Source organism: Amycolatopsis sp. NPDC004378 (assembly GCF_053602455.1).
In genome coordinates this window covers 59324-84612 of the sequence record NZ_JBSGDR010000027.1, presented here as the reverse complement: position 1 = coordinate 84612, position 25289 = coordinate 59324, and the positions used below count along the sequence as shown (strand labels likewise).

Below are 25289 nucleotides of genomic sequence, written 5' to 3'. Positions count from 1 at the left end.
CCCCAGAGTGCGACGCCGGCCGGACCGAGAGGTGGTTCCGGCCTCCGTCGTCGTCACGGCCGGACACCACCTGGCGAAGTTCGTGCCGGTCCCTCCGCATCGGGGGCCGCCGCGAAACGGCAGTTCGGCGTACTCACGCGGGTGGTTGAGGACGCCGCTGCTCACCGGGTCGCGACGGCCGCCACCACTCCTGGCACGCCGTCGCGACCCGGCTCGTCCGTCAGCGTGAAAGGAACGTCCTGCCTTCGCACGATCAGTTCGCCGGGATGCGCGTCCAAGGCGTCGCACAACGCCGCGAGCATGGAAAAGGAAAGGTTTTCCGGTGGCGCCGCGACCAGCTTGTGAACCTCAAGAGCCGGGAGGTTGACCCCGGCCTGCCCCAACAGGAGCCACAGCTGCGAACTGGTCAGAAGCCCGCGAGACAACATCACTTGCCGGAGTCGCCATTCACAGCGGACGGTGCCAGGTTTCACGGAATGCTCCTCGGTCCGGTTTCGGCGCAGCCGAAGAATAGTCGAAAACGGTCCGGGCGGAAAGCGCCGTTGCTTTCCGCCCGAACCTGGAACGTCAGACGGCGACGCAGCGGATGTCGACGTTCTTGTAGCCTCCCTTCGTGGCTACTGCGAGGCACTTGTCCCGGGACGCCTCCGGCTGCCCGATCGCGTACCACTTCCCGTGGTCGAGGAAGTAGAGCTGGTACTTCGCGTCGAGAGCCGGCGGCTGGTAGAGGGACATTCCGGGGTAGACCTTGTCCAGCCGTGAAACGACGCAGGCGCCGTCCCGCACCCGGCGGCCGGAAACGATCCCGACCGCCCGGGTGCCGTCGGCGCTGAGCACGGCCGAGCCGCTATCGCCCGGCGCGCACTTGATGTCGAGGAGGTAGAATCCGTAGGAATTTTGCACGTAAGTGGGAGAATAGTCGTCCCGGATGATGTTTCCGCACGCGGAAGCCGATACGCCGCCGTAGTGGCAGACCTGGTTGCCGATCGCGCCGATCGCCTTCGGGTTCACGGTGTTGTCCCGGTTGTCCGAGACGAACACGTCTCCGTCGCGCCAGCCCGCGCGGAAGAAGTTGGCGCTGCGCAGTTCCTTCCCGCCGACAACGGTCGGCGCGTTGAGTTTGTTGATGTCGACCGGGACGATCTCGAAGTCCTGGTTGCCGTACACGGTGGCCGCACTCTTGCCCTTCGTGTCGCAGTGGCCGGCCGAGATGATGCCGATCGAGCCCTCACCGGAGAAGTTCTGCACCACGAAGGCCGGCTCGCAGTTCGTCCCGTCCTGCGGGCGGGTGTTCTCCGAGAAAACCCCGAGCAGGCCGCTGTAGCGATCCCATTCGGCCGTGCCGTTGGCGTACACCACCAGGTTGCCGTCTTCCTGCACTCGGATGCTCGCGCCGGTGTACCCACCTGTCCCCGTCGCGTACTTCGCGTCGGAACCCGCGTACAGCACGAAGTTCCCGTCCTGCTGCATGACCGCGCGGTCCACCCCCTTGCCCTCCGTGCCGGTGGACCACAACGCGTCGCCGGAGGAGTTCCGCAGGACGAGGTTGCCGTCTTCCTGGAAGTAAAGGATGTACGCGCCGCCGTTGCACGAGCGGACCAGGTCGCCCGGGCTGAGCGTGACATTGTTCAGCTCGCAGCTGTATTCACCGGCTTCGGCCGGGCCGGCGGCGACCGCAGCAGCCAATGCGCAGATCGCCGTCAGGACAGCAGTGGCGGCGGTGCGCCGCATCGTGGCGAACACTGTGCCTCACTTGTTCCGGAACACAGGGACGGGGTAGACGCGGTCACCCGGCACGTAGTACCCCTTCGCCGGGATGATCCGCTGGTTGTAGGAGCCCGTGATCGGACCGTTGATTTTGCCCGGGACCAGGATCATGTCGGTTTTCAAGACGAACTTGGCGCCGCCGATGATCGTGCCGACGAAGAAACCCACGAGCCCGCCGATGAGCGCGGGCACCGACACGGTGTTTTCGTCCTTAAGCCCCGCTGTCAACCCGCCGGCGAGAGCGCCTTGCGACGCGCCGTAGAGCGCGCCTTCCACGATCTGTGAAGCGTCGTACTTGGTCAGCACGGTGTAGAAGCTGACGTGTCCTTGGCCGTCGCTGACCTTGACGAAGTCCCCGGCTTTCGCGCCGGTCGGAACGTACTGGTCGAGTGGCTCGTCGGGATCGTTGCCGTCGGTCGGCTGGTCGCGGTAGGACTCGACCACCCGGTACTGCCCCTCGGTGTAGGGAAGCTGCCGGAAGACCTGAAGCTCGTTGGTGAAGCCGAGGTAGCGACTCCACACCGCGTAGCCCTCGCAGTAGATGACGAGGTTGCCGTCGTTCTGCACCCGCAGTTGGGCTCCCGTGAACCCGCCGGTGCCCGTGTCGTAAACTGCTTGTGAACCGGCGTAGACCACCAGGTTGCCGTCTCCCTGCATCTCGGCGCGCGTGACTCCTTTGCCCCCGGTTCCGGTGGCCCACAGCGCGTCACCGGCGGAGTTCCGCAGAACCAGGTTGCCGTCGGCCTGCAGCTGGAGCCGGTAGCCGGCGCCGTCGCAGGCTGCCACGGTCTGGCCCGGCTGCAGCGCAACGCCCGCGAGTTCGCAGCTGAAGTCGTCGGCCCGCGCGGTCGGCGTGACGAGAGCGGTCATGGCCAGGGCGGCCATCCCCGTGGCCATCGTGCGCCGGACGGTTCTCATCCGCGCGCTTCTGCTGATGCGGTGGAACATTCGAGCTCCCTTCGTCGGGTGACGAGGAGAGGTTAGGCAGGCGAGGCTCCGGGAAGGATGTTTCTGCGGTGGCGGGAGCACAAAAGATCGACTTTGGGTCTGCCGAAGCGGATGACAGAGGCCCAATTGTCAATTTTCGCTCAACACTGCGGGTTCACTGTTTCGAAGAACTGGAAAGCGTCGCCGGTCCGAGGGGGTCGGACCGGCGACGCGCTCGTCACGCCTGGTGTCTGGCTAGTTGATGCAGTCGATGCGCCCGGACACCTTCCACGACCACTTGTTGCCCTCGTTGTCTTTGAACGACCCTTGCTTCTCGGCGTACTCCGTCACGGTGCCGCAGGCGTAGCCGGAGGCGGTCCACAGGGCGCGGGTGTCCGTCACCGCGTGGCCGAAGTTTTTCACCGCGCTCGACTTGTCGTTGGCGAACCCCTTCACGTAGATGATGTTCACATCCGCCGTCGTGGCGGGCTCGGCCGAGGCGGAGCCGACCGACACACCCGTCAGCATCAGAGCCGCGGAGGCGGTCAAGAAGATCCTGCGGAAGATCATGCATTGCTCCCTGCGTTGGTTCCGTGAGATCGGACGGCATCACGTTAGCCAGTTCCGGCAGGCACCTCGAATCTGCGGGAAAACCACGTAGTATCGCGTCCGGGTTTCGTCGAGGTGGAAAGAATCGACCTGATCGGACGCATCGGCCGCGATGGCTCACGGTTCATTCCGCGCACGCTCAGAGCTGTGCCGGGTTCACCTCGCCGGGCCCAGGAGCCGGGCCAGCGCCGGCCCTGCCATGAGCATTCCGTGGCCGGTCACCGAGTCGAACCCGGGCCGGCCGAGGTCGAGTGTGCCGGCGGTCAAGGCCGCCCTGATTCGGGCGTTAGTCGCCGATGGTCTAGCCGAAACCAGGAGCGCCGCGATCGCGGCCACATGGGGTGCAGCGGCAGAAGTCCCATAAAACGTCTCGAAGCCCGGCGCAGTGGTTGTCACGCCGTCGGCGGCGGTGAGGTCCGGCTTCAGCCGCCGCACCCCGCCGGTTGCCGAAACATCGCCAGGGGTGATCTGCCGCCCGTCCGCCAGGTAGAAAACGTGGCTGGGGCCGTCGGAGCTGAAGCGTTCCCACTTGCTCCGCTCCGTGAACACGCCGGGGTAAGGGCCGGCGGGATTCGGCGGATCCCCCTTCTCCCGCAGGTAGTCGTAGGCCGTCGCGGCCGGCGCCGCGGCGACGCTGATCGCTCCCCGGGCCGACGCGTGCCCGTGGGAGACACCCCTGGTGCTGTACTTTTTCAAGGTCCCGGAGTCGACGAACCTGCCGTACAGGGCGTTGAGCGCAAAAAACCGGTCGGCGCCGTGCGCTTTGACCACAGCCACCTTGTACTCGGTCTTCACGTCCGGAACCATCGCGGTCTCGTACGGGTCCTCTGCGCCGTTCTGGAGGTTGGTGCTGGAGGCGACAACCTCTCCCGCACTGTTCATCACGTACAGGTCGTAGTCGTTGTCCGACCGGCCCCAGGGATCGGACCAGAAAAGCGTCACCGGGACCGAGTAGGAGTTCGGGGACAGGGGGTCGAAGGTCTGGGTCCCGCTGCCGGGATCGAAGTCGTGCGCGACACCGTTGATCCCGTCGATCCGTGTGGCCGAGGCGCGGAACTCGCCCGCGTAGTAGCCGGTCGTGGCATCCGTCAAGTTGCCTTGATTGCCCGCCGAAGAGACGTACAGCACGCCCGCGGCCGCGACTTCGTCGACCGCCTGGGCGAGCTGCGTGTCCTGGAACGGGGTCTCGTCCAAGTAGTAGAGGTCGTCGACGATGATCCGGCAGTGACCGAGCCGCTGCAGGGCCCGGATGTTGTCGGCGAAGTTCTCTTCCGTGACCAGCCCCGCGGCGAAGCCGAGCGTGGCTCCCGGTGCGACGTCGTGCACGACCTCGAGGATGGCAGTGCCCTCGTCGCCACTGCCGGCCTGGCCTGGCAGCACGTCGACATCCGGGAGCTCGCCCGCGGCCTGCGCCGCTTTCAGCGAGTCGACGCCGTCGGAGATCACGCAGACCTTGACGCCGGCCCCGGTGACGCTGAACGCTTGTCGCGCTGTGTCGGCTCCGTGCGTGTGATCACCCTCGGTCACCGTGGGCTTGCCAGTCGCGAGCGCTCGGCGCAGCGCCCTTCCGACAGTCGCGTCGTGGTTGGGTGCGCCGGGCATTCGTGCGGTCGCTCCTTTCGCCGCGAGCCGGATGCCGCGCACCTCCTGCCGGGCCGCGAGATCGTCGGCGACAAGCAGAGGCAGCTTGACCCGGACGACGTCAGCCGAAGTGTTCGTAACCGAGCCGCCGGCACGTACGACCGCTTCGCCGGTGGCCGTTGGTGAAGCGGAGGAGACGTCCAGCTCGACCCGGCCGTTCAGGTCGACGCCGAGCCCGGTCCGGTAGCGCGGCAGCTTCGCTGCCAGCGCGTGGTCGGTCCGCAACTTGCTTTCGACGACGAGCTGGCTCGGGAGCTTGCGTTCGGCGGGGGTGAGACCACTCTTGATTTCCTGCAGGACACGGATTCCGATCGCCGAAGTCGGCGCGGCCTGCGTTTCCGCAGACGCCGTGACAGCCGCCGGAGAGAAGATCGACAGGGCAGTTGCGATCGTCACGAGCGCGGAGCGACGGAGGAGATCCTTGCGGGGCGGGAACATGTGCCGCCGTCCGGTCGGGGTTTTCCTGAGTTCTCGAATTTTGCTCACGAAAATTGAAAGCTACTCAGGAGTTGCGGTGCGGCAGCCGATTACCGAGCTTCTCTTGGTCGTCCGGCATGATTTTCCATCCCCCGTGGAGAATTTCCCCGAGTGGTTACGTTGCCCGAGCTGAACGCGTCTCTGTTACGCGTGTCTTTGAGGTATGCACCGGACCTCGAATCGCCTGCAGCCGAGGTCGATCTCCATGATCCGGTCGGCTCCGCACACCGGTTCATCCGCTGTCCGCCGCTGTTGTCACCGGCGAAGTGGGTCGGCGGGCGAAGTCCGGGGCGTGTTCAGGCCGTGGGCCGCGGGCGATCAGGTAGGCCGGGACCGCCCGCAAGGGCGGTACGGCTTTGATCAACCGAAGGGGGAGGGGGACCCCGGGAACGTCTTCGGGCTCCTTGTCGAGCGCGGCGCCGGTCATGGTCCGGTGCAGGAGGCGCTGGAAGCCTTGGATGACCGCCATCGGCATCCGGCGGCGACGCCGCACCGCGGCGAGGTGGGAGGCCGTGAGCCGGTGTTCGCGGAGAGGCTGGGCGAGGAGGCGGGCCGCGGCGACCGCGTCCTGCACGGCGAGGTTGATGCCCACACCGCCGATCGGGGACATGGCGTGCGCTGCGTCCCCGATGAGCAGCAGCCCCTCGGTGTGCCAGCGGAGTAACCGGTTGAGGCGCACGTCGAGCAGTTTCACCTCGTCGAAGCCGGTGATCGCGGGGAGCAGGTCGGCCATGCGAGGTTCGAGCTCGGCGACGCGGTCGCGGAACCACTCGACACCGCGCGCCCGCAAGCGTGCGTCCGATCCCTTGGCGCCGTAGTAAGCGACCTGGTAGTAGTCCGTCCGGTTCAAGGTCAGCACGAAGTCTCCGCCACCGGGGCGTACTTCGAGCGTGGTCAACTCGCGAGAGCGGTCGTCTTTGGGGAGCCGGAACCACCAGGTGTCGAACGGTACCGGGAAGTCTCGTAGTCGCGTGCCCAGTAGCTCGCGCAAGACCGACGTACGCCCGTCGCAGCCGACGACCAGGTCCGCGCGGATAGAGCCTTCTCCGCCATCGTTGCGCCGGTAGCGGACCCCGGCGACCCGGCCGCCTTCGACTATGCCCGCGGTGACTTCGGCGTTCATGAAGAGGCGGTAAGTCGGCTCCTCGCGGCCGGCCTTGGCGAACAAGGTGAGGAGGTCCCATTGAGGAACCATGGCTATGTAGTTGTAGGTGCCGCGTAGCCGTTCGGTTTCGCCGATCGGGATCACCTCGCCCGAGGCACTCACGAAGGTGATGCCGGCGAGGTGGGTCTGCGGCAGCGCCCGGAAGCGCGCGCCGAGGCCGAGCTCGTCCATCAGCTGCACGGTCGTCGCGTGCACGGTGTCACCCCGGAAGTCCCGTAAGAAGTCGGAGTGCTTCTCCAGCACGACCACCTCGATGCCGGCCCGTGCCAGCAAAAGGGCGAGCACCATCCCAGCAGGCCCGCCGCCGACGACCACGCACGTGGCCGAGTCGGGAATCGCGTCAGCTGGCTGGCTGCTTTTCGTGGTCATGTTCTATCCCTTTGTCGTGGCGCCGTGGGCCCCACTGTAGCTCAACGCGTGATGAAATACTTGTGCGGAAGGATGAACCGCCGGCTGGACGGGTGAACGCTCGGCCGGCGGCCCGAGCGCCGAGGGCGCGAGCTGAAAAGAAGACCTTGCCGGCTGGGACTCAGCTTCGCGCTTGGCGTGCGTTTGTCTTGGTGGCGGCCCGCGGTGCGCGGGACGAAGGTCGAGCCCGCCTGTCGGCCGTTGCATTTTCGGCGGTGTGGTGGTCACTGCTGGCCGACCGGTTCGGAGTGGGGCGGTCTTGGACAACTCGATCTTGAATTTCGCGTTGCCTCGAGAGGTCGTCCGACAGTGGTCCGTGTCGAACGTGCAGCCAGGCTGGGATTTCCGGTTGCTGCCGTGGAGCGCGCGGTTGTCACCTCATGCCGTTCAAGGTGACCGCGTCGGCCGCTCAGCGGCGTGGCGGCCGGCCGAGGTATCCGCGGATGGCCGGCGTCACCTGACGGATCAGTTGCTCGATCGTCTGTTCGGCGAGCGGAGGGAGCACGAGCACGTGTCGTGCGAAAGCGACTCCCATCAGATGTGAGCTCGCCAAGGCCACCCGCGTCCGCCCGTCGGGCCTGCCGAGCATGCGGGCGATCGGGTCCAGCAGTTCTTCGAGGAGGAACTCCCGCAGCAGGCGTGCCGCGTCTTCGTGCGTGCTGGCCGATCGGATCATCGTCTGCAGGGGAGCTCTCGTTTGCGGCTGTTCCCAGAGCTTCAGGTAGGTGCTGACCAGTCGTTCGGGCAGGGCGTCGGATGGTCCGTCGAGGACGTGGCGCGCCACCGCCGACAGGTCGGCCGGTGCGGTCATGCTCGCGGTGAACAAGCCGTTCTTGGAGCCGAAGTAGTAGGCGATCAATGACACGTCCACGCCGGCGAGCGAGGCGATTTCGCGCAGTTTGGCTTCCGTGAAGCCACGTTGGGCGAACGTCGCCTGCGCTGCGCGCAGAATCGCTGTCCGGGTGTCGCCGTCCTCGCCTCGGGGGCGTCCCGGTTTTCGTGGCCGGCGTGTTGTGAGGCCGATGCTCGGCGCTGGGTCTTCGTCCAAGTCCGACATCACCCGATCGTATATTCAACGACAGTTGAGTTCAACACCTGTTGAGTTATACGATCCGCCGGTCCGGACACACATTCGGTTCAAGTGAAGGAGCAGGGGCTTGAGCACTGGCAAGCGGTCGGATCGGGATTGTGACGTGCTCGTCGTGGGGGCGGGGCCGGTCGGGCTGACGGCCGCGGTCGTGCTCGCGGCGGACGGTGTGGACGTGCGGGTGGTCGCACCGACGACCGGCTCGACCCAGCTGTCGCGCGCCCTGGTTGTGCACGCGCGAACATTGGAGATCTGGGACAAGCTGGGGCTCGCCGAGCGTGCCCTGAGCGGGGGACTGCCCGTCGATGGCGCCGTGATCATCCGCAACGGCCGCGCACTGAACCGGGGCAAGCCCTTGCTCGACTTCGCGGCCGCAGGCCAGGGTTTGACGCCGTTTCCGCGATTGCTGGTCCACGAACAGGACAAAACCGAACGGTTGCTGCTGACCAAGTTCGAGGAGTTCGGCGGACGCGTGACGTGGGGTGCCGAAGTCACGGACATCCGCCAGGACGATCAAGGTGTCTCCGCGACGGTGAGCGGCGCGGACGGTGCTGACATCGTCATGACCGCCCGGTACGCGATCGGAGCCGACGGAGCGCACAGCGTCGTGCGACACTCTCTCGGACTCGGCTTCGTCGGTGACAGCTACCCCGACCAGTACTTCCTCGCCGATGTGGCAATGGAGTGGGGTTTCGGTCACGACCAGCTGTACCTGAGCCTCGCGGGAGACGACATCTTTCTGTTCGTCCCGTTGCGTACCGAAGCGGGCGAGTCGCCCCGGTTCCGGGTGCTGGCGAACGCGGACCCACGGCTCCCCGCTTCCGCGACCCCGACTCTCGAGGACGTCCAGCACGCCATCGACACCCGCGGCGGAGTCGAGGCGCGGGTGCATGATCCCCGGTGGATCACCGCCTACCGGCTTCACCACCGCGTCACGGAACACTTCACGCGGGGGAGGATCTTCCTGGCCGGGGACGCGGCGCACATCCATTCGCCCGTCGGCGGGCAGGGAATGAACACCGGCATCCAAGACGCGTACAACATCGCGTGGAAGCTGTCGGCCGTCGTACGGGGTGTCGCTCGTACTTCGCTTCTGGATTCTTATGAGCCGGAGCGCCTTCCGGTCGCCCAAGCGGTCGTCAACGGCACGGACAAAGCCTTCGGTATCCTCACTTCGCAGAATTCTCTCACGAGAATCGCACGCCAGATCGGAATCAATGTCGTGCCTGCCGCGGCCTCCGCTCTGCCGGGCGTCTTGAGCCGTGCCTACTCGGCCGTGTCGCAGATCGCGCTGAGCTACGCGGACACGAGTCCGGCCGTTCAGGACGGCATCCCCGGCGGCGACCGTCGTCGACTCCGGGTGGGGGACCGCGCTCCGCACGTATTGCTGAGCACCGGGTCGCGGCGCGGGCAGAGCATCCTCGGCCTGTTCCGGGGAACCGGGCATCATCTTCTGCTCCTGCCGGCCGGGACCCCGAGTGACTCCGACGTCGCTGAGCAGGCATACCGGACTGTGCTGGTGGAAACGGGTTTTCCGGCCGCGATCCACCTCATCGATCCCGCGGAAACCGGGGTGTTTCACACCTATGCGGCGATGACGCCCACTGCTGTCTTGATTCGCCCGGACGGGTACATCGCGTGGCGGGGTCCGCTCGGCGAACCCGAGGGGCTCGTCTCCTACCTCGCGCGGTGGTACTCCGCGAGTGCGGAACCCAGCGAGACGATGGCCTGACTCTCGCGACGTCATCGGGGACTACCGAACGCGTCGCAGCTCGGCCGGCCGCTGCCTCGGCCGGCCGAGCCAGCGGCCGCGCTTCTACAACAAGGCTATGTCGAAGGGTGTGGAACATTTCGCCGTCGTCGGCGATGGCCGGCGAGATCGACAGGCGTCGGCCGACGGTTGCACCTCCGGTGGCCGAAGAAAGCGCAGCACGGAACAGGCCGACTTCGGGAGCCCTCCCGTTCGACTGCCTGGGCTACGCGATCAGGCGCTGGTTTCCTCCCAGGTGATTTCCTGCCGGTACAGCTGCGTGTAGGAGTCCTCCAGCCACTCTTCGCCCGGCCCGTGACCGCAGTCGTTCCCGAACCGATGCGAAGCCCAGTAGTTCTGGTGGATTTCGCCGGTGGCCCCGGTCGTCGGAACCTCCAGGGGCTCGCCGCTCGTCTTGCCGCTCAGGTCTCGGAAGACGACGTAGTCGACCGGCTGCCAGATCTTCGAGTATCCGGTCCGGCCGTAGTCGTCCAGCCGAAATCCGTGAGTGGAGTCGGAGGACGTGATGACCGGCTCGAACCCGGCAGGTCCGCTGAACGACATCGCCCAGGTGCGGTCGCCGTCGGGCATCTCGGGGTAGTCGAACGTCCCCATGCAGTGCTCGCCGCCGTCGTTTCTGACACTCGCGTAGCGCTGTCGATAGATGTCCCAGTGGTGCAGGGGGCCGCCACACTTCGCCGAGTAGACGCGGTACTCCATCTTGACACCACTCACGAAGGGCGTTTCCGCGTTCAGCTGGAACTGGTAGGGCCGCAGGTTGTCGCCGGCGTTGCCCCAGAGTCCGAAACGGAATGTCTCTCCCTGCCCGATGAGCTTGGTGCTCACGGTACCGGTCGGGTCGGGGTTGCCGTTGCCGCTGATGTCGCCGATGGTTACGGACACCGGAATCGGGCCGGTGACGTTGGTGACTTCGATCGCGGTGGTCCCGCCGAAGTCGCCGTTGACGAAGTACGGTGTCATCGCGGCGCTCGTGGATTCGACGACGCCGCGCGCACACAGCTGGAACAGCCCGTCGGCATGCGCCGCGGCCGGTACGGCGGGTACCGTCACGGCGAGCGCGGCGGCTAACACAGGTACTACTAGTTTCTTTCCGACGAACATGCTTCTCCTAGGTCGGCCCAGTCTTTCATCGCAGATGTATCTCGATGCCCCATGAGGATCCGGTCCGCAATGCCCCAGTAGAAGGGAACGGCGCTGTGCATTTGCACATACCCGGCATAGGGGGCTCCCGGGCCGGGAAGGCTTGCCGGCATCGCGTCAAGGGCCTCGTTCGTTCACCGGATGTGGGAGACGAGGTCGTCGGCCGTCGACGGACCCGGCGGCCTGTGCCGCCTCCGACTGTCTTCGCAATCAGCTCGCCGTCCGTGTGGCGATGGCAAGCCGATTTTGACATCGCCGCGGCCGCTTGGGCGTGCTCGAACCGCATGAGCACCGGCCGACCCGGTCGTGCTGAGCGCGAACAGTCTCCTGCAGCGCACGGGCCTTGAAGCGGATACCGGCTCCGGCGCCGAGGCCCCGTTCGGCGGACCGTTGCGCCTTGAGGGAGCGCCGGAGATCACGAAAATCACCCGTTCGAGGTTGCTGCTGTGCACATGCACGGTGAATTCCGTTGGCGCCTGGCTTCCGGGCAGCCCGGATGCCTCACGATGGGGGAGTGCAAGCAGATCTCTCAATCGGTCGCATGGCTGATGCCCAGTCGACCTGGCTGCTCGAGCTGATCAGCCGGGCGCCGATGCTCATGATGGTGAGCAAGCCGGGCAGCGGGCGCTGCGAGTGGGCATCGCCCGCGGTCAGTGCCGCTCTCGGTGGAACCTCGGCCGGTCGGGGTCCGTTCGATCTCAGCGGCTGCCTGGCCCCGGACGAATTTCAGCGAGTAATCGAGCAGCAGCAGCTGGCTCTGGCCGGTGAGGAGCCGGCTCCACTCTCGCTCAATTGTCGCCGGCACGACGGCAGATTGGGGTTCTTCGAGGGATTTTGCTTTCCGATCCATACTTATGGCGGACGCATCCTGGTGGGCACGGCCCTGGTGGAGGTGACCGATCTCGTGGCTGCGCGCGGACGGGCGCAGCACCTGCTGGACCACTTGCCGATCGTGCTGACTGCCACCGACATCGAAGGAAACCTGCTCTCTCTTGACGGTGCGGGCATGCAGGCACGCCGCCGAAGTACCCCGACGCGGCGAAGGCACATTGACGATCTCTTCCCCCTCGATTCGGCCGCGCGGCAGTCCGTGGACCAGTTGCGTGCCGCGGCGCTGGCCGGCCAGGTGGCCAGAGACCGCTACGCCTGGGAAGGGCGTTGGTGGGAGTCGGTATCGGCGCCTCTGACCGAAGCCGGCGAGGTCACCGGGGTCTTGACGATCTCCACCGATGTCGAAGACCAGGTGCGCATCGCCGCGGCGCAGCGCGCGGCCGAGGCCAAGTTCGAGGCGTTCATGCGCCACTGCCCGGCCCCCGCGGTGATCCGGGACGCCGACGGCCGGGTGGTGTGGGCGAACCAGGCCTGGGCGGCCGGCTGTGGCACCCCCGTCGATGATCTGCCGGGCACCGCCTTGAGCGACGTCCTGGATCCCGACGACGCGCGGGAGATCCAGACCGAGGACCGGCGAGTGCTGGCATCGTCGGCGCCGCTGTACTCGACGACGTCGTTCCGGCGGCGAGACGGCGAAGAGGTCACCCATGCCGGGTTTCGCTTCCCGCTGCTCGGACCCGAAAACGAGCCGCTGGTGGGCGGCGTGTTCCTCGACGTCAGTGAGGCCACCGAACGAGAAGCCGAGTTGCGTCGCTGGCGCGATCGCTACCGGACTCTGTTCGACCGGTCACCCTCCGCCATGCTCGTCATCGACCTGGACGGTCTCGTGCTGGACGCCAACCCGGCGTTCTGCCACTTGGTCGGGACACCCCTGACAGGGTTGCGGGGGACCATGGCCGCTGACCTGACCGACGACCCCGGCCACGCACTGTCGGGCACGCACATCCGCGCCACCCTGGAAAACGGTGTCACGGCTCAGGTGAGCCTGGGGCTGCGGAACTGGAAGCGGGGAACCCGGCACGAAGCGGACATCACACTTGTGCTGGTCAACGACACCGTGAACGCCTCCGGGGCACCGGTCACGCCGACAGTGGTTTGCGTAGCGCAGCCCACGGGTGCGATCACCGGCGAGAACAGCACGCTCACGGTCTCCCTGCGTGAAATCCGCGTTCTCGAACTGAGGGCTGCCGGAGCTTCGCACGATCAGATCGGTACGCGGTTGGGGCTGAGCCGCCGCGGAGTCGACTACCACGTGGCGCAGCTCGCCCAGAAGCTGAACGTTCCGACAGCCGCCATCGTCGCCAGGGCCTACCAGCTCGGCCTGCTCACCACCGCTGAGTGGCCACCTGCCGTCGCGCCACGCTACTGTTCCGCCGCTTCGGCCACGCGGAGGGGTGCATGACCGAAACCACCGATCTCCGGCAAGGATGCCCCGACTGTGAGCGCTACTGCATCCACGACGAAAAGCTCCGCCTCCGGCTGCAAGCCGACGCACTGGATCCGATCACCACGATGCTGCTGCTCGACCTCGTCGGCGACAGCGTGACCGAGGTCCTCGAGGTCGGGACGGGCGCGGGCACGATCGTCACCCACTTCCGAGCCGCGATGCCCGGTGCGCGGATCTGGACCGCCGATGTGCAAACCCGTCCGGAGTACGCCCACCTCGTCGAGGCCTACGATGACCACCGCCTGCTCGATTGCGTCCGCCCGGCCGACGGCTCCACGGAAAAAACGCTCTCCTGCTTCGATGTCATCCATGTGCGGTGCGTCCTGTCCTGCGTGCCGGATCGTGAAGCCGTGCTGGACCGATTGTGCTCGCGACTGGCGCCACAGGGCGTCGTGCTGATCGAGGAGTTCACCGGCTTGCCCCCGCATGACGAGTCGTCTCCAGTAGGAGTCGCCCTCGCGGCGGTGAGCAGCCTGATGACGACCGCGCTCGGGGCCGACCTGAGATGGACGGCCCAGATGCCACGCTGGCTCGAAGCCCGTGGACTGGCCCGGGTCGGCGCACACGCCCAGATGCACACCCTCACGCCCGGGTCGGCGCTGACACGCTTCTGGCAGCTGACCCTCGACAAGTGGGAGACATTCCTGCTCGAACACCGCGCACTCACCCGAGAGCAGATTTCCGATGCGCGGCGGCAATTGGCGGCCTCGCCGCTGTGGGAGCTGTCCTTGCCGATGATCAGCAGCTGGGGCTACCGGCTCTGAGCGGGGCACGATTCCGGCACAGCGGAAACCCTTCAGGCGCTGCGCGTGGACCACACCGCTCCCGGATGAAGCCGAGGACAGCGGTCGTAGCCGCCGCGTAACCGGCAACCACGGCCGCGGCCGTCCGTTTGCCGGCAATCAGCACGCGTCGAGCAGGACCGAAGACCGCGCGATGACTGTTTCCCGGCCACTTTCTCCGATCGTGCGCACGTCGGCGAGCATCGAGTAGTCGGCGCCGTTCACGCAGCCGCGTCCAACTGTGTGTTGCTCACTGTGGACGGCGAGATGCCCACCGGTGGAGTGAGCGTTCGCACAGTCGATGTGCTGAGAATAGAGGACTTCCTGCACCCGCAGGTCGACGATGCCCGCCACGACGGTACAGGTGCCGGCCGCGAACGTGGCGGAGTGTTCGAAGTCCACATCCGCGTCGATGCCGGCGTCGTCCTTCGTGGCGGTTGCGCACATGCTGACCACGACGGGGTTCTGGGCACTCGAGGTGCTCGTTTTGCAGCCCGTCGATGCGGCCGCTTCGGCGGGCGATGAAACGGCGGTCACGGACAGCAGAGTCACCCCGATCGCGGACGTTGCCGCAGCCTGCTGCGCCCATCGCCACCTGAAATTCATGATTTCTCCACATTGTCGTCTCGCGGTGACCGGTTCTGTTCCGGGGAGTCGTATCCCCGGAACAATCATGCCGTGGCGCCACGCGTCGAGGACTGCGAAGAGGTGCGTGTCTGCACACGTGACTTCGGCCATCCGCGCTTCGATCCGCAGCGATCATCGCCAGCCGCGATGATGATCACTCCGTGGGTGCGAAACGCGTTTTCGCGCGGGCCTGGAGCGACGCTACGGCTGAGGTGGTCGATCGTGTGACAACACGACGTACCCGCCGGAGTCGAGAACGGCGCAGAGAAGATCCTGGGTGTGTTGATTGGCTGTGCGATCGAGGGCTATGCCGGGCGTGCCGCGGCTGCGCAGTTGGTCGTAGGTGAGGGCGCTGTCGCCGGCGATGAAGATGGAGCGTGCGCCCGTGATGCCGACACCGATGTGACCGACTGTGTGCCCGGGCAGGGGAATCGCGCGAATCGTGTCGTCGGGGACCAGACACAGCGATTTCGGGAAGTCGCCGACAGTACCGTCCGGGAAGTGGGGAGTGATCAAGTTGCGGCCGCGTAGCCTGGCCGTTATGGCTCCAGGGTAGCCGGCGGCCTCCCCCGGTCCGGCGAGGACGCGTGCGCGAGGAAAAGCCGTGAGATTGCCTGTGTGGTCGCCGTGGAGGTGGGTGATCACGACGATGTCCACGTCCTGCGCCGCGATACCGAGGGCGCGAAGCCGGGATGGGGCGTCTTGTCCTCTGCGTACCGGCAGGCGAAGGTAGGTCCGGTACACCCACTCCTGCACCTGGTCCCCGCAGCCGAAGTGCCCAGGTGGCTGGTCGACCGCCTCCCCGGTGTCCACGAGCAAGACGCCTGTTCCGTGTTCGACAACCGTGACGTTGACCGGTAGCCACGCATGCCAACGAGGATCCATCGCGATGGCGCCGTAGCGCAACGGCCATGGACCGCGGTACCTGGCGTGCGACTTCCGTACTGCGACCCATCCCACCTGGACGACGGTGACGCGCAAATCCGATTCGTCGTGAACCACGACAGGATCGTTCTCGGTCGGCAACCCCGGCGGAATCGGGAGCTCATCAGTCATCAGCCCATGATGGTGCCTGGGGGCGCATGCGGCAAGGCAGGGATTGGAAACTATTTTGGTAAATGCCTGGCGACGAAATCTCTTTTTGGATCTTTGGAATTGATGGAAGTTCGTAAGATTTGTGAGTAAAACTTTTCCTTCTTTGGGTGCTCATTTCGTGGGCTGGTTGTGGCGCGAATCAGCGGGCTGCGCTCCTGCGTGTCGCCCGCCACGAGCATGGGACGACGTGCGAAAGCTCGTTTCGCCATGAGCCGTCGGTCGGGACGGCTTGCTGCGGTTGGTTCGCGCGTTACCCGATCCCGGTGCGCGAGGCAGCCTTGCTCGGTGTCGACGACGTCGCGATCGAGGCGGCCGTTTCGGTTGTGCTCGCGAGCGGCGTGCGGCACCTCTCGACGTGACCCTGGCGTAAGGGCCTACGTGGGCCGAACAGGCCCAGGCAAGATGATCACCAGCTTGTTACTGTCGGTGTTGTGAGTGGAGCATGGTGTGATCTCGGGCGGGCGCTGCGAGAATGGCGAGAAAGCGTGCCACCCACACTGGTGGGCGTCACCCATTCGGCCACTCGGCGACGGACGCCGGGGTTGCGGCGTGAGGAGCTCGGCGCGCTGGCGGGGGTGTCCGCCGACTACATCAGGCGTCTCGAGCAGGGACGGGCACGGCCATCACTGCCGGTCCTCAAGGGGTTGAGCCGTGCGCTGCGATTGTCCAGGGGGGAGTACGAGCATTTCTGCGCGCTGGCCGGCCACGCGCCGGCCGGCGAGGGGTGCGTTCCGACCCACCTCGGGTCCAGTGCGCGCCGGCTGCTCGACCGGCTCGATGCCGGACCTGTCGGTGTCTTCACCGCATCGTGGACGCAGCTGGCCGCGAACGCCTCTTGGGCTGCTCTGTTCGGTGACCTGAACCGGGTACGCGGGCACGAGCGCAACCTGGTTTGGCGTGAGTTCACCGGGATGAACGAATGTCTCGAGGATCCCGCCGATGCCGAGCGGTTCCGCGCTTCCCTGGTCGCGGACCTGCGTGCCGCTGTCGGTCGTTACCCCGCCGACCGGGAACTGGCCGCGTTGCTCGCAGCGCTGCGCTCGGCGAGTGACGCCTTCGAGCGGGCATGGCGGTCGGCACCGGTCAATGCGCACGGAGTTCATCGCGCGCTGGTCGTGCACCCGCAGGTCGGGCCACTGCACCTCGACCTCGACATCCTGACCCTCCACGGAGGCGACCTCCGCGTCGCGCTGTTCACCGCCACGCCCAACAGCGAAGACGCCGGACGGCTCGCTCTCGTCGAAGTGCTCGGTATTCAGGACTTTTCCGCGAGCGAACCGGTTCGCCGCTCGCCCTGACGAGAGCGCCGGTCGCGGCAATCAATGTCGAATTTTCGGATCGTTCGAGTATCCGTATTAAATATTCGAGGAGTGATTTGAGTGGGCTTTTCTTCTGACTACCCCGACATCTCCGAGTGGGAGGCGAAACCCGAGGGTTACCAGGCGGGTTCCGTAATCAAGTACAAGGGCAACGTCTTCCGCGCGGCTTTCTGGGCTTCGGAGCCGGGAGCAGGGGATGCCAACTCGAATGGCTGGCGGTTCTTCGACGAACTGTACGACCAGACCCCGCACGCGAAGACCGACAAGGCCAAGATCATCGCCTATATCCCCACCTGGCGAAAAGCGGAGGGGTTCGGGTACGGCAATTTCGAGATGTACCAGTACCTCACGCACGGGATCATCGCGTTCCTGACCTTCAGCGAAACCAATCCCGGCGGGCTCGACCCCGCGTCGGTCGCGGACGTCGGCGCTGTCCTTCCGGACGTGATCACCGCCGCGAAGCTGTCCGACACCAAGATTATGGTGGCGCTCGGCGGCGCGAACGACTACGCCTTCCTGGATCTGATGACAGCGGTCGGCAACGATCCGGCGGCTCCGCAGCTCGGTCAGGCCGTGCGCAGCGTGGCCGACTTCGTCACCGGAAACGGCTTGGCCGGGGTCGACCTGGATCTCGAGTGCTGGTGGGGCCGTCCCGGCGGGCAGGACCTGGGTGGCCGGTCGAAGAGTGACGGGCCGCATCCCGCGGGCCGTGGTCTGACGCTGTTCGCCGAGAAGCTGAAGGAGGCCATGCCGGAAAAGATCGTCTCGGCGACCACGTTCGGCTCGTCCTGGTACGGGAACAACTACGATCCGGCACTCGCCGACCACGTCGAATGGCTCGGGATCATGACTTACGACCTCACCGGGTCGTGGAACCGGTCACCGGTGGGCCCGCACACGACCTTGCGGACTATCCGCGGCAAGGCCACGTCGGACATCCGCCAGTCGGACACTTACCAGGAGTCCTACGAACCCGAACAGCAGGGCGGCTGGCCGAGCCCGGCGGCCGGGGGCAAGCCGCCTGGGGACGAAGCCAACGTGGCGGACAACCCGATCCTTTCGGTCGAGGACAGTCTCTGGTACTGGACGAACCCGCTTTTCGTCAACTGGCAGGGAGCGGGGCAAGGAATCGCTCGCGAAAAGATCGCGGCCGGGGTACCGATCTACGGCTACGACTTCGCCGCCGGCAAGGACCCGGACGACCTGACGGGGCAGGTTCCGCCGGGGTACAAGGTGATGAGGTACAAGGACATCCTGGCTGCCTTCCCCGAAGCTCACCAGGCCTCGAACGCGCACATCCAAGTCCCCGGCAGCACGCCTCGGCCCGTCCTCGCCGATCCCCTGCCGCCGGGGGAATACCCCTTCGCTCACAACCTTTACTTCGAGACCCCGGACACCGCCGTCACCAAGCTGAACTTCCTCAAGGACGTCGGGGCGCAGGGCGTCATCATCTGGGAGCTCTCCGACGACGTCTGGGAAGACGGCAAGAGCATCATCAAGGCCCTTTACCGCGCCTCCGGCCACCCCGAGCCCGAACCGGTCACGCATCCGCCGGCGGTCGTGTCCAGTCGCTGCTTGTGGGACTCCACGGGATTCCTGGGTGCGACGGCAAGTGACCTGCAGTTCCAGGACGACGGCCCCATCGGGCCGCTGGTGCGCCAGTTCTCGGCCCGGCTGTGGAACATCCCCGATGGGGCCGACTGGGTGACGACCGCGCAGAACGCGCCGGCGGTGATCAAGAGGCAGTACTTCAACCGGCCGACCCGCATCGTGGACAAGGGCGTGGCGGGGCTGTGGGGCGAGTTCGACGTCCTGAACGTGGACGGTGTCCCGGACTGGTTCTGGGGGCACATGGAACGGGAAGACGAGACCCCGCCCGGCTTCATCCGATACCGGTCACGCCTCTGGGGACTTTCCTTGAGCGATGACTGGAAGGCTGCAGCGAGGAAGACGCCGGCGGTCGTTGAGGGCCAGTATTTCGATCAGCCGACGGATATCGACGACCGCGGCATCGGCGGCCTTTACGGCATCTTCGACGTCAAGGACGAGCCGGCCACCGTGCCTCCACTCGTGGGACACGTGGGAGGTGACAACGGATGCTTCTACTGTGTCATGAGCGCCGAGTCACTTCCGGGCAACGTGGTTTTGACGAACACGACGACCACCATGACTGTCGAACCGGGCACGCCTTTCCTGTACGCGGTGCTCACGCGAGGCGATGGTTCGGCCGACTTTCCCGAAGACGTGATCATGCGGATTCAGGACCCCGGCGGGACGTTCCACGACCAGGACGTCAACGAGGGGGGCCGGTTCGTGCTGATGTCCGGGTTCTCGGTCCGGTGCCTGATCATCGAGAACCCACAGCCGGGAACCTGGACCATGCGGATGAGCGTGCCCAGTGGGACCGACTTCCACTGCGAATGCAACGCCGTCCCGAGCGCGGACGTGTTCGCCACCATGACACGCACCCGGGCGTTGCTCGACGGCGCACAAGGAGTCGCTCCGCGGGGGATTTCTTTCGTCAAGGCGTTTTTCGGCGTGGCCGCAGCAGTCGCCGTGGTTTACGTGTTTCCGGCGTACGTGGCAGTCCTGGGCTCATTGGTGCTGGGTACCGCACTGGTCGGAGTGCACACCGCGATGCCGGACGCGACCAATGCCGCGTTGGGTTCACAAACCATGGCGGCGGTCGCGGCTCTGCAGGCCGAGATGGTCCAGAAGGTACTGGAAAAAGGCTGGCCCGCTATTCAGGAGTATGCGTTCTTGATCGGGAAGAACATTTCCCAGGAAGAGTGCATGGTGGCCCTCCGGAATCCGCAGAAGGTGCCGCGGTGGCTTGGTGTGCACCGCGAGGTGTTCCGGGAGGTCGAGCACATGACGGACGCGGAAGAGCAGAACGCCGTGCGTCATGTGTACTGGCAGTGTCTGCTCAAGAAGCGGCTGGGCGAAGAGTTTGCCATCGCGATGGGTGACGCGCACGAACGCGGCCGTCCGGGAACCGCCGCGGACAACAAAGCTGATGAAGAGAACAACAAGATCGGGCTCAAGCTTGCGGACGAGGTGGAGTCCGACGCGGACTGCCTGGCTGCCACCAAGGAGAAGTGGAAGAAAAAGGAACTTGCCGTGCGAGAAGACACCAAGACGGACCCGCCGTGACCGGGCGCCGGAGTTTTGCCGCGGTGCGTTTGCGCTGAGCTGGTTCAGTCGTCGCGGATCTCACCGGCTCGGGTCTGCCGGAGACAGGCTGCCCGTGACGAAATCGGCTCAGCCCGGCCGGTTTTCCCTCGCGGCACTGTCCTTGCTGTCCGATCGGGCAGCCGCGCATGCAACTCCGGGTCAAGATCGGCTAGTGTGCTCAGAGGGGTCTGCGACGTCCGCCCGACTCGCAGGGATGAGGGGATATCATCGTGAGCAATCCGTTGGTCGCGCCGGTGCAGGACTCGACAACCGCGGTGTCCGGCGTGCCGTTGCTCGAAGACGCGACCAGCCTGAAGTCGGCGATCGAGAGCGGCGACTGGGCCTCGGTGGCCATGGGAGCCGTCGGTACCGCGCTGGACGCGCTGACCGCTGTGATGGATCCCTTCGGCGCTGTCTTCGCCGCCGGGGTCGGCTGGCTCATCGAGCACGTCGGTCCCCTCAAAGCGGCCCTCGACGGCCTTACCGGCAACGCCGACGAGATCGCCGCGCAGGCGCAAACATGGACCAATGTCGCCAAGGAACTCGAAGGTGTGTCCACGGAGCTGGTGGACATGGTCGAGAAGGACTTGGGTGGCTGGTCGGGCCCGGCCGCGGAGGCGTACCGCAAGCGGGCCGCCGACACGTCGATGTTGATCGCGAGTGCACAGAAGGGCTGCGAAGGCGCGTCGAGCGGGGTGAAGACCGCCGGCGAAGTGGTCGCCGCGGTCCGGACACTGGTCCGGGACATCATCGCGGAGCTGGTCGGTCATCTGATTTCGTGGGCGCTGCAAGTGGTCTTCACCTTGGGGATCGGCATGACCTGGGTGGTGCCACAGGTGATCGCGGCGGTCGCGAAGACGGCATCGAAAATCGCAAGCCTGACAACAAAGCTGGTCAAAGCGCTCAAGGCCCTGATGCCATTGCTGAAGAAGGCCCGCACGGTGTTCGAAGACGCGGCGAAAGCGTTGAAGAACATCAAACCGGGCAAGGTCAAACCACCCGCGAAGCCGAAGGACATCAAGGGTGGTGCGGCGCCGGAGTCCAGGCCGCGTGGTAAGGACAGCGATGCCACCACCGCCTCCAGCGACCACAGCGGCCCGTCCCGAACCCGGGGTGACGACCACCCCGCACCACCGGGGAACAGGGGCGAGGACGGCTTGGGCGGCGGGCATCCGGGCGCCGGGCCGAAGGACGGCCCGGGAGGCCGGGCCGCCCCGGGCGACCACACCAAAGCCAGCAGCGCCCGCCCGAAAGATCCGAAGGCCGCCGGCCGCGACCAAATCTGTAAGCCCGGCTCCGGCGATCCGGTCGACCCGGCCACCGGCGACATGTTCGACACCCAGACCGACGTGCACATCGAGGCGGCGCTGCCGCTGACACTGAGCCGCAGTCACGTTTCCTCCTATCGCGCCGGCCGGTCGTTCGGCAGCACCTGGGCGTCGACCGTGGACCAGCGGCTGGAGTTCGACGCCGAGGGCGTGGTGTTCGCGGCCGAAGACGGCACGCTGCTCGTCTATCCCGACCCACCGGCCGGTGGCGGCGAGGTCCTTCCGGCGGCGGGGCCGCGGTGGCCGCTGTCCCGCACGGCGGACGGCTACCAGGTCCGGCAGCCGCTGGCGGGGCAGTCCCTTCGCTTCGGACGGGCGGTGGCCGGCCGCTCACCGATCTCCGCGGTGCTGGCCGGCGCCGAGGACCGGATCGACTTCGACTACGACTCCGCGCGTCGTCTGGTCGCGGTCCGGCATTCCGGTGGGCACCACGTCGAGGTGACCACAGATGGCGACCGGGTCACCGGATTCTCGCTCCGCACCGGCGAGAACACCGTCCCGCTGGTCAGGTTCGGCTACGCCGGCGGAAGGCTGGCCGAAGTCGTCAATTCATCCGGGCGGCCGATGCGCTTCGGGTACGACGCCGACGGCCGGGTCAGCCGCTGGGAGGACCGCAACGGTGAGTGGTATTCGTACCACTACGACGCCACCGGTCGCGTCGTGCGCACCGAAGGCTCGGGCGGCGCACTCACCGGAGAGTGGCAGTACGACGGAAGGGTGACGACCTACACGGACGCGGCCGGGTACACCACCCTCCTGGAGTTCAACGAAGCGCACCAGCTGGTTCGCGAAACCGATCCGCTCGGGCATGTCACGCTCTCGGAGTGGGACGAGTTCAACCGGCTCTTGTCGCGCACCGACCCGCTGGGCCGCACATTCCGCTATGCCTATACCGAGAACGGCGAGCTTGCCGCTGTCACCAGGCCGGACGGCACTCGGGAGTTCGCCGAGTTCGACGAGCAGGGGCGGCGCGCCACGGCCGTGGAGGCGGACGGCGCGGTCTGGCGTTACACCTACGACGACCGTGGATATCCGGCGTCGATCGAAGATCCGGCGGGGAGCCGCGTCGGCTACACCTACGACGGCCGCGGTCGTCTCACGGCGGTCACCGACCCGCTGGGGGGCGTGCTCCGGCTGGAGAGCGACGCCGCAGGCCGGCTGCTGGCCGTGACCGACCGCCTGGGTGGCACCACTCGTTATACCCGTGACCAGTTCGGCCGCGTCGCCACGGTCACCGATCCACTCGGCGCGGTGACAGCGCTCCGTTGGACCGTCGAAGGCAACCCCCTGTCGGTCGCCCTGCCCGACGGCAGCATCGAGCAGTGGCGGTACGACGGCGAGGGCAATCAGGTCGCGCACCTCGATCCGCGAGGCGGCCAGACCCGTGTCGAGACGACCCATTTCGATCTGCCCGCCGCCGAAACCCGGCCCGACGGAAGCAAGCTGGAGTTCGACTACGACAGCGCGCTACGGCTGACCGCGGTTCGTGATCCGAACGGGCTGAGCTGGCAGTACCGGTACGACGCGGCCGGCCGGCTCGTCTCCGAGACCGACTTCGACGGCCGCGAACTTCGCTACTCCTATGACGCGGCAGGTCAGCTCGTCGAGCGAGTGAACGGGGCCGGGGAGTCGATACGATTCGTCCGGGATCTGCTCGGCAACGTGATCGAGAAGCACTCAGGTGGTCAAGTCGAGACGTTCGAGTACGACCCGGCCGAGCGGCTCGTGCGGGCGGTCAACGCCGATGCGGACGTGCTGATCGAACGAGACGCGGTCGGCCGGGAACTGCGCGAGATCGTCAACGGCCGCGTGCTCGAGTCGCGCTACGACGCGGCGGGCCGCAGGGTTTACCGGCGCACCCCGACCGGTGCGGAGAGCTTCTGGGACCATGACGCCGACCACCAGGCCGTCGAACTGCGCACGGGTGGGCGGGCGCTGAGCTTCGGGCTGGACCTGGCCGGCCGTGAGGTCGAACGGCTGCTCGACACCGGCGTCGTGCTGGTGCAGCGGTGGGATGCGCGCAACCGGCTGGCCGAGCAGCACGTGTCCGCCGTCTCCGGCGGAGGCGCGCGGGTGCGCCGGATCCAGCAGCGGGGTTATCACTACCGCGCGGACGGTCATGTGACGGCCGTCGACGACCGGCTCGCCGGCAATCGCGTGTTCGAACTCGACGATGCCGGACGGGTGATCGGCGTGCGTGGCGCCAGCTGGGCAGAGCGTTACGCCTACGACGGCGCGGGCAACGTGGTGGACGCGGCGTGTCCGGGTAGGGAACCCGACACGCAGGGATCGCGCGTGTACCAGGGCACCCGGCTGCGGACAGCGGGCGGTCTGGCCTACCGTTACGACGCGCAAGGCCGAGTGGTCACCCGGCAGCGGAAACGCCTGTCGAGCAAGCCCGATACCTGGCACTTCAGCTGGGATGCCGAGGACCGGATGACCGGTGCAGTCACCCCGGAGGGAACACGTTGGCGCTACTGCTACGACGCTCTCGGCCGCCGGGTGGCCAAGCAACGGCTCGCCCCGGACGGCGTGACTGCCGTCGAGCAGATCGAGTTCACCTGGGACGACACCACGCTGGTCGAGCAGGTGCACAACAGCCAGCGGGCGACCACCTGGAACCACCAGGAGGACACGGATGTCCCGATCACGCAGGTCGCGCGTATCCGGACACCGGACCAGGCGTGGGTCGACACCGAGTTCTACTCGATCATCACGGACCTCATCGGCTCCCCGGCCGAGTTGGTGGACGAGCACGGAAACCTGGCCTGGCAGGCCAGGTCCACCCTGTGGGGTGAGCCCCTGCCTTCGGTTCCGGGGCAGGCAAACATTCCGCTGCGTTTTCCCGGCCAGTACTTTGACGCCGAAACGGGTCTGCACTACAACGTTCACCGCTATTACGATCCGGTCACGGCGAGGTTTGTCAGCAACGACCCGCTGGGCCTTGACCCCTCGCCTAATCCTGCGGCGTACGTGCACAATCCCGTCACCTGGCGGGACCCGCTGGGCCTCACCGGCTCACCGGGTGGGTGCGGCGGTGGTTCCCGAAACATCGTCTACCGCAACATCCGAGACGAGGAGGATCCAAGCCAGGGCCTTTTCCCCAAGGACTCGAACAAGGGGAAGGACAAGAACGGTCTGCCGATTCGGCGTAGAGACGGCAGCATCAACTACGACAAGCTGGGCACACCGTCCGGGCACGTCCAGCACGGCGGCAAAAAGAAAAACAGGAAAGAGTTCAAGGACCGGTTCATCTCGACTACGAAGGACTACCGGGTGGCGAAGAAACACCGGGAGCCTGGCCAGCGGACGGTCGCGATCGACCTGAACAAGTACCGGAAGCAGCCGGGCGGAAGCGGAGCCGGTGCTGTTATCGATGTCTCGACCGCTGCCGGGCGTGCAGAAGCCACCAGGCTGTTCGGCGGCGGATGGGGCAAAATGACGAAGAACTGGGGGACCAGCTCCCAGGAAGTTCTGCTGGGTGGCGGGGTGGCGCCGGGTTCGATAACGCAGGTCCATCCCCGGCCGTGACGGTGCCGGCCGCGCCGGGCAGCCCCACGTCTCCCGCGATGGTCACGCCGCTCCTGATCAGGCACCCTGACGGCACCACCGGCCACTGAGTCCCGCAGGACTG

General features: G+C 66.5%; 16 protein-coding genes. 6 read left to right on the top strand and 10 right to left on the bottom strand.

Going from position 1 to position 25289, the window contains the following annotated elements; translation table 11 throughout:
- Nucleotides 1-161: 161 nt before the first annotated feature.
- The 7 genes from ACWEN0_RS43620 to ACWEN0_RS43590 form a co-directional block, all read right to left on the bottom strand.
- Nucleotides 162-473, bottom strand: a complete 312-nt coding sequence (locus ACWEN0_RS43620) for a helix-turn-helix domain-containing protein (protein ID WP_451986873.1) — start codon at nt 471-473, stop codon at nt 162-164.
- A gap of 94 nt (nt 474-567) precedes the next feature.
- Nucleotides 568-1731, bottom strand: a complete 1164-nt coding sequence (locus ACWEN0_RS43615; protein ID WP_451986871.1) for a hypothetical protein — start codon at nt 1729-1731, stop codon at nt 568-570.
- Nucleotides 1732-1749: 18 nt separating this feature from the next.
- Nucleotides 1750-2685, bottom strand: a complete 936-nt coding sequence (locus ACWEN0_RS43610) for a hypothetical protein (protein ID WP_451986869.1) — start codon at nt 2683-2685, stop codon at nt 1750-1752.
- A 264-nt stretch (nt 2686-2949) separates the two neighbouring features.
- Complete coding sequence (locus ACWEN0_RS43605) at nt 2950-3264, bottom strand: hypothetical protein (protein ID WP_451986867.1); 315 nt, start codon at nt 3262-3264, stop codon at nt 2950-2952.
- Nucleotides 3265-3459: 195 nt separating this feature from the next.
- Entirely contained in the window at nt 3460-5430 is a 1971-nt protein-coding gene (locus ACWEN0_RS43600) for a S8 family serine peptidase (protein WP_451986865.1), read from the bottom strand.
- Between the two features lie 223 nt (nt 5431-5653).
- Nucleotides 5654-6922: an FAD-dependent oxidoreductase gene (locus tag ACWEN0_RS43595; RefSeq protein ID WP_451986899.1), complete on the bottom strand. Its 1269-nt coding sequence runs from the start codon at nt 6920-6922 to the stop codon at nt 5654-5656.
- A gap of 481 nt (nt 6923-7403) precedes the next feature.
- Entirely contained in the window at nt 7404-8051 is a 648-nt protein-coding gene (locus tag ACWEN0_RS43590) for a TetR/AcrR family transcriptional regulator (protein ID WP_451986863.1), read from the bottom strand.
- Nucleotides 8052-8151: 100 nt separating this feature from the next.
- Here ACWEN0_RS43590 and ACWEN0_RS43585 point away from each other — a divergent pair, with 100 nt between their 5' ends.
- Nucleotides 8152-9813: an FAD-dependent monooxygenase gene (locus ACWEN0_RS43585; RefSeq protein WP_451986861.1), complete on the top strand. Its 1662-nt coding sequence runs from the start codon at nt 8152-8154 to the stop codon at nt 9811-9813.
- 252 nt (nt 9814-10065) lie between these two features.
- On the opposite strand, the gene ACWEN0_RS43580 is transcribed toward ACWEN0_RS43585, so the two are convergent.
- On the bottom strand, nt 10066-10953 hold the full coding sequence (locus ACWEN0_RS43580) for a hypothetical protein (RefSeq protein WP_451986859.1): 888 nt from the start codon (nt 10951-10953) through the stop codon (nt 10066-10068).
- A 580-nt stretch (nt 10954-11533) separates the two neighbouring features.
- Here ACWEN0_RS43580 and ACWEN0_RS43575 point away from each other — a divergent pair.
- Nucleotides 11534-13285: a PAS domain-containing protein gene (locus ACWEN0_RS43575; protein ID WP_451986857.1), complete on the top strand. Its 1752-nt coding sequence runs from the start codon at nt 11534-11536 to the stop codon at nt 13283-13285.
- Entirely contained in the window at nt 13282-14094 is an 813-nt protein-coding gene (locus ACWEN0_RS43570) for a class I SAM-dependent methyltransferase (protein ID WP_451986855.1), read from the top strand. Before ACWEN0_RS43575 ends, ACWEN0_RS43570 begins: the two co-directional genes overlap by 4 nt.
- A gap of 138 nt (nt 14095-14232) precedes the next feature.
- Here ACWEN0_RS43570 and ACWEN0_RS43565 read toward each other — a convergent pair whose 3' ends face one another.
- On the bottom strand, nt 14233-14850 hold the full coding sequence (locus ACWEN0_RS43565; protein WP_451986853.1) for a hypothetical protein: 618 nt from the start codon (nt 14848-14850) through the stop codon (nt 14233-14235).
- A 90-nt stretch (nt 14851-14940) separates the two neighbouring features.
- A complete protein-coding gene (locus tag ACWEN0_RS43560; protein WP_451986851.1) occupies nt 14941-15795 on the bottom strand; it encodes an MBL fold metallo-hydrolase in 855 nt (284 codons plus the stop codon).
- Nucleotides 15796-16265: 470 nt separating this feature from the next.
- Between ACWEN0_RS43560 and ACWEN0_RS43555 the strand changes: the two genes are divergently transcribed.
- The 3 genes from ACWEN0_RS43555 to ACWEN0_RS43545 all read left to right on the top strand — a co-directional run bounded on the left by ACWEN0_RS43555 (nt 16266) and on the right by ACWEN0_RS43545 (nt 25186).
- Nucleotides 16266-17132, top strand: coding sequence for a helix-turn-helix domain-containing protein (locus tag ACWEN0_RS43555; RefSeq protein ID WP_451986849.1), 867 nt, complete (start codon nt 16266-16268; stop codon nt 17130-17132).
- A gap of 81 nt (nt 17133-17213) precedes the next feature.
- The gene (locus tag ACWEN0_RS43550; RefSeq protein WP_451986847.1) at nt 17214-20306 is read left to right on the top strand and encodes a glycoside hydrolase family 18 protein; all 3093 of its coding nucleotides are present in this window, start codon (nt 17214-17216) and stop codon (nt 20304-20306) included.
- 251 nt (nt 20307-20557) lie between these two features.
- A complete protein-coding gene (locus ACWEN0_RS43545; RefSeq protein ID WP_451986845.1) occupies nt 20558-25186 on the top strand; it encodes an RHS repeat-associated core domain-containing protein in 4629 nt (1542 codons plus the stop codon).
- The last annotated feature ends 103 nt before the right edge of the window (nt 25187-25289 follow it).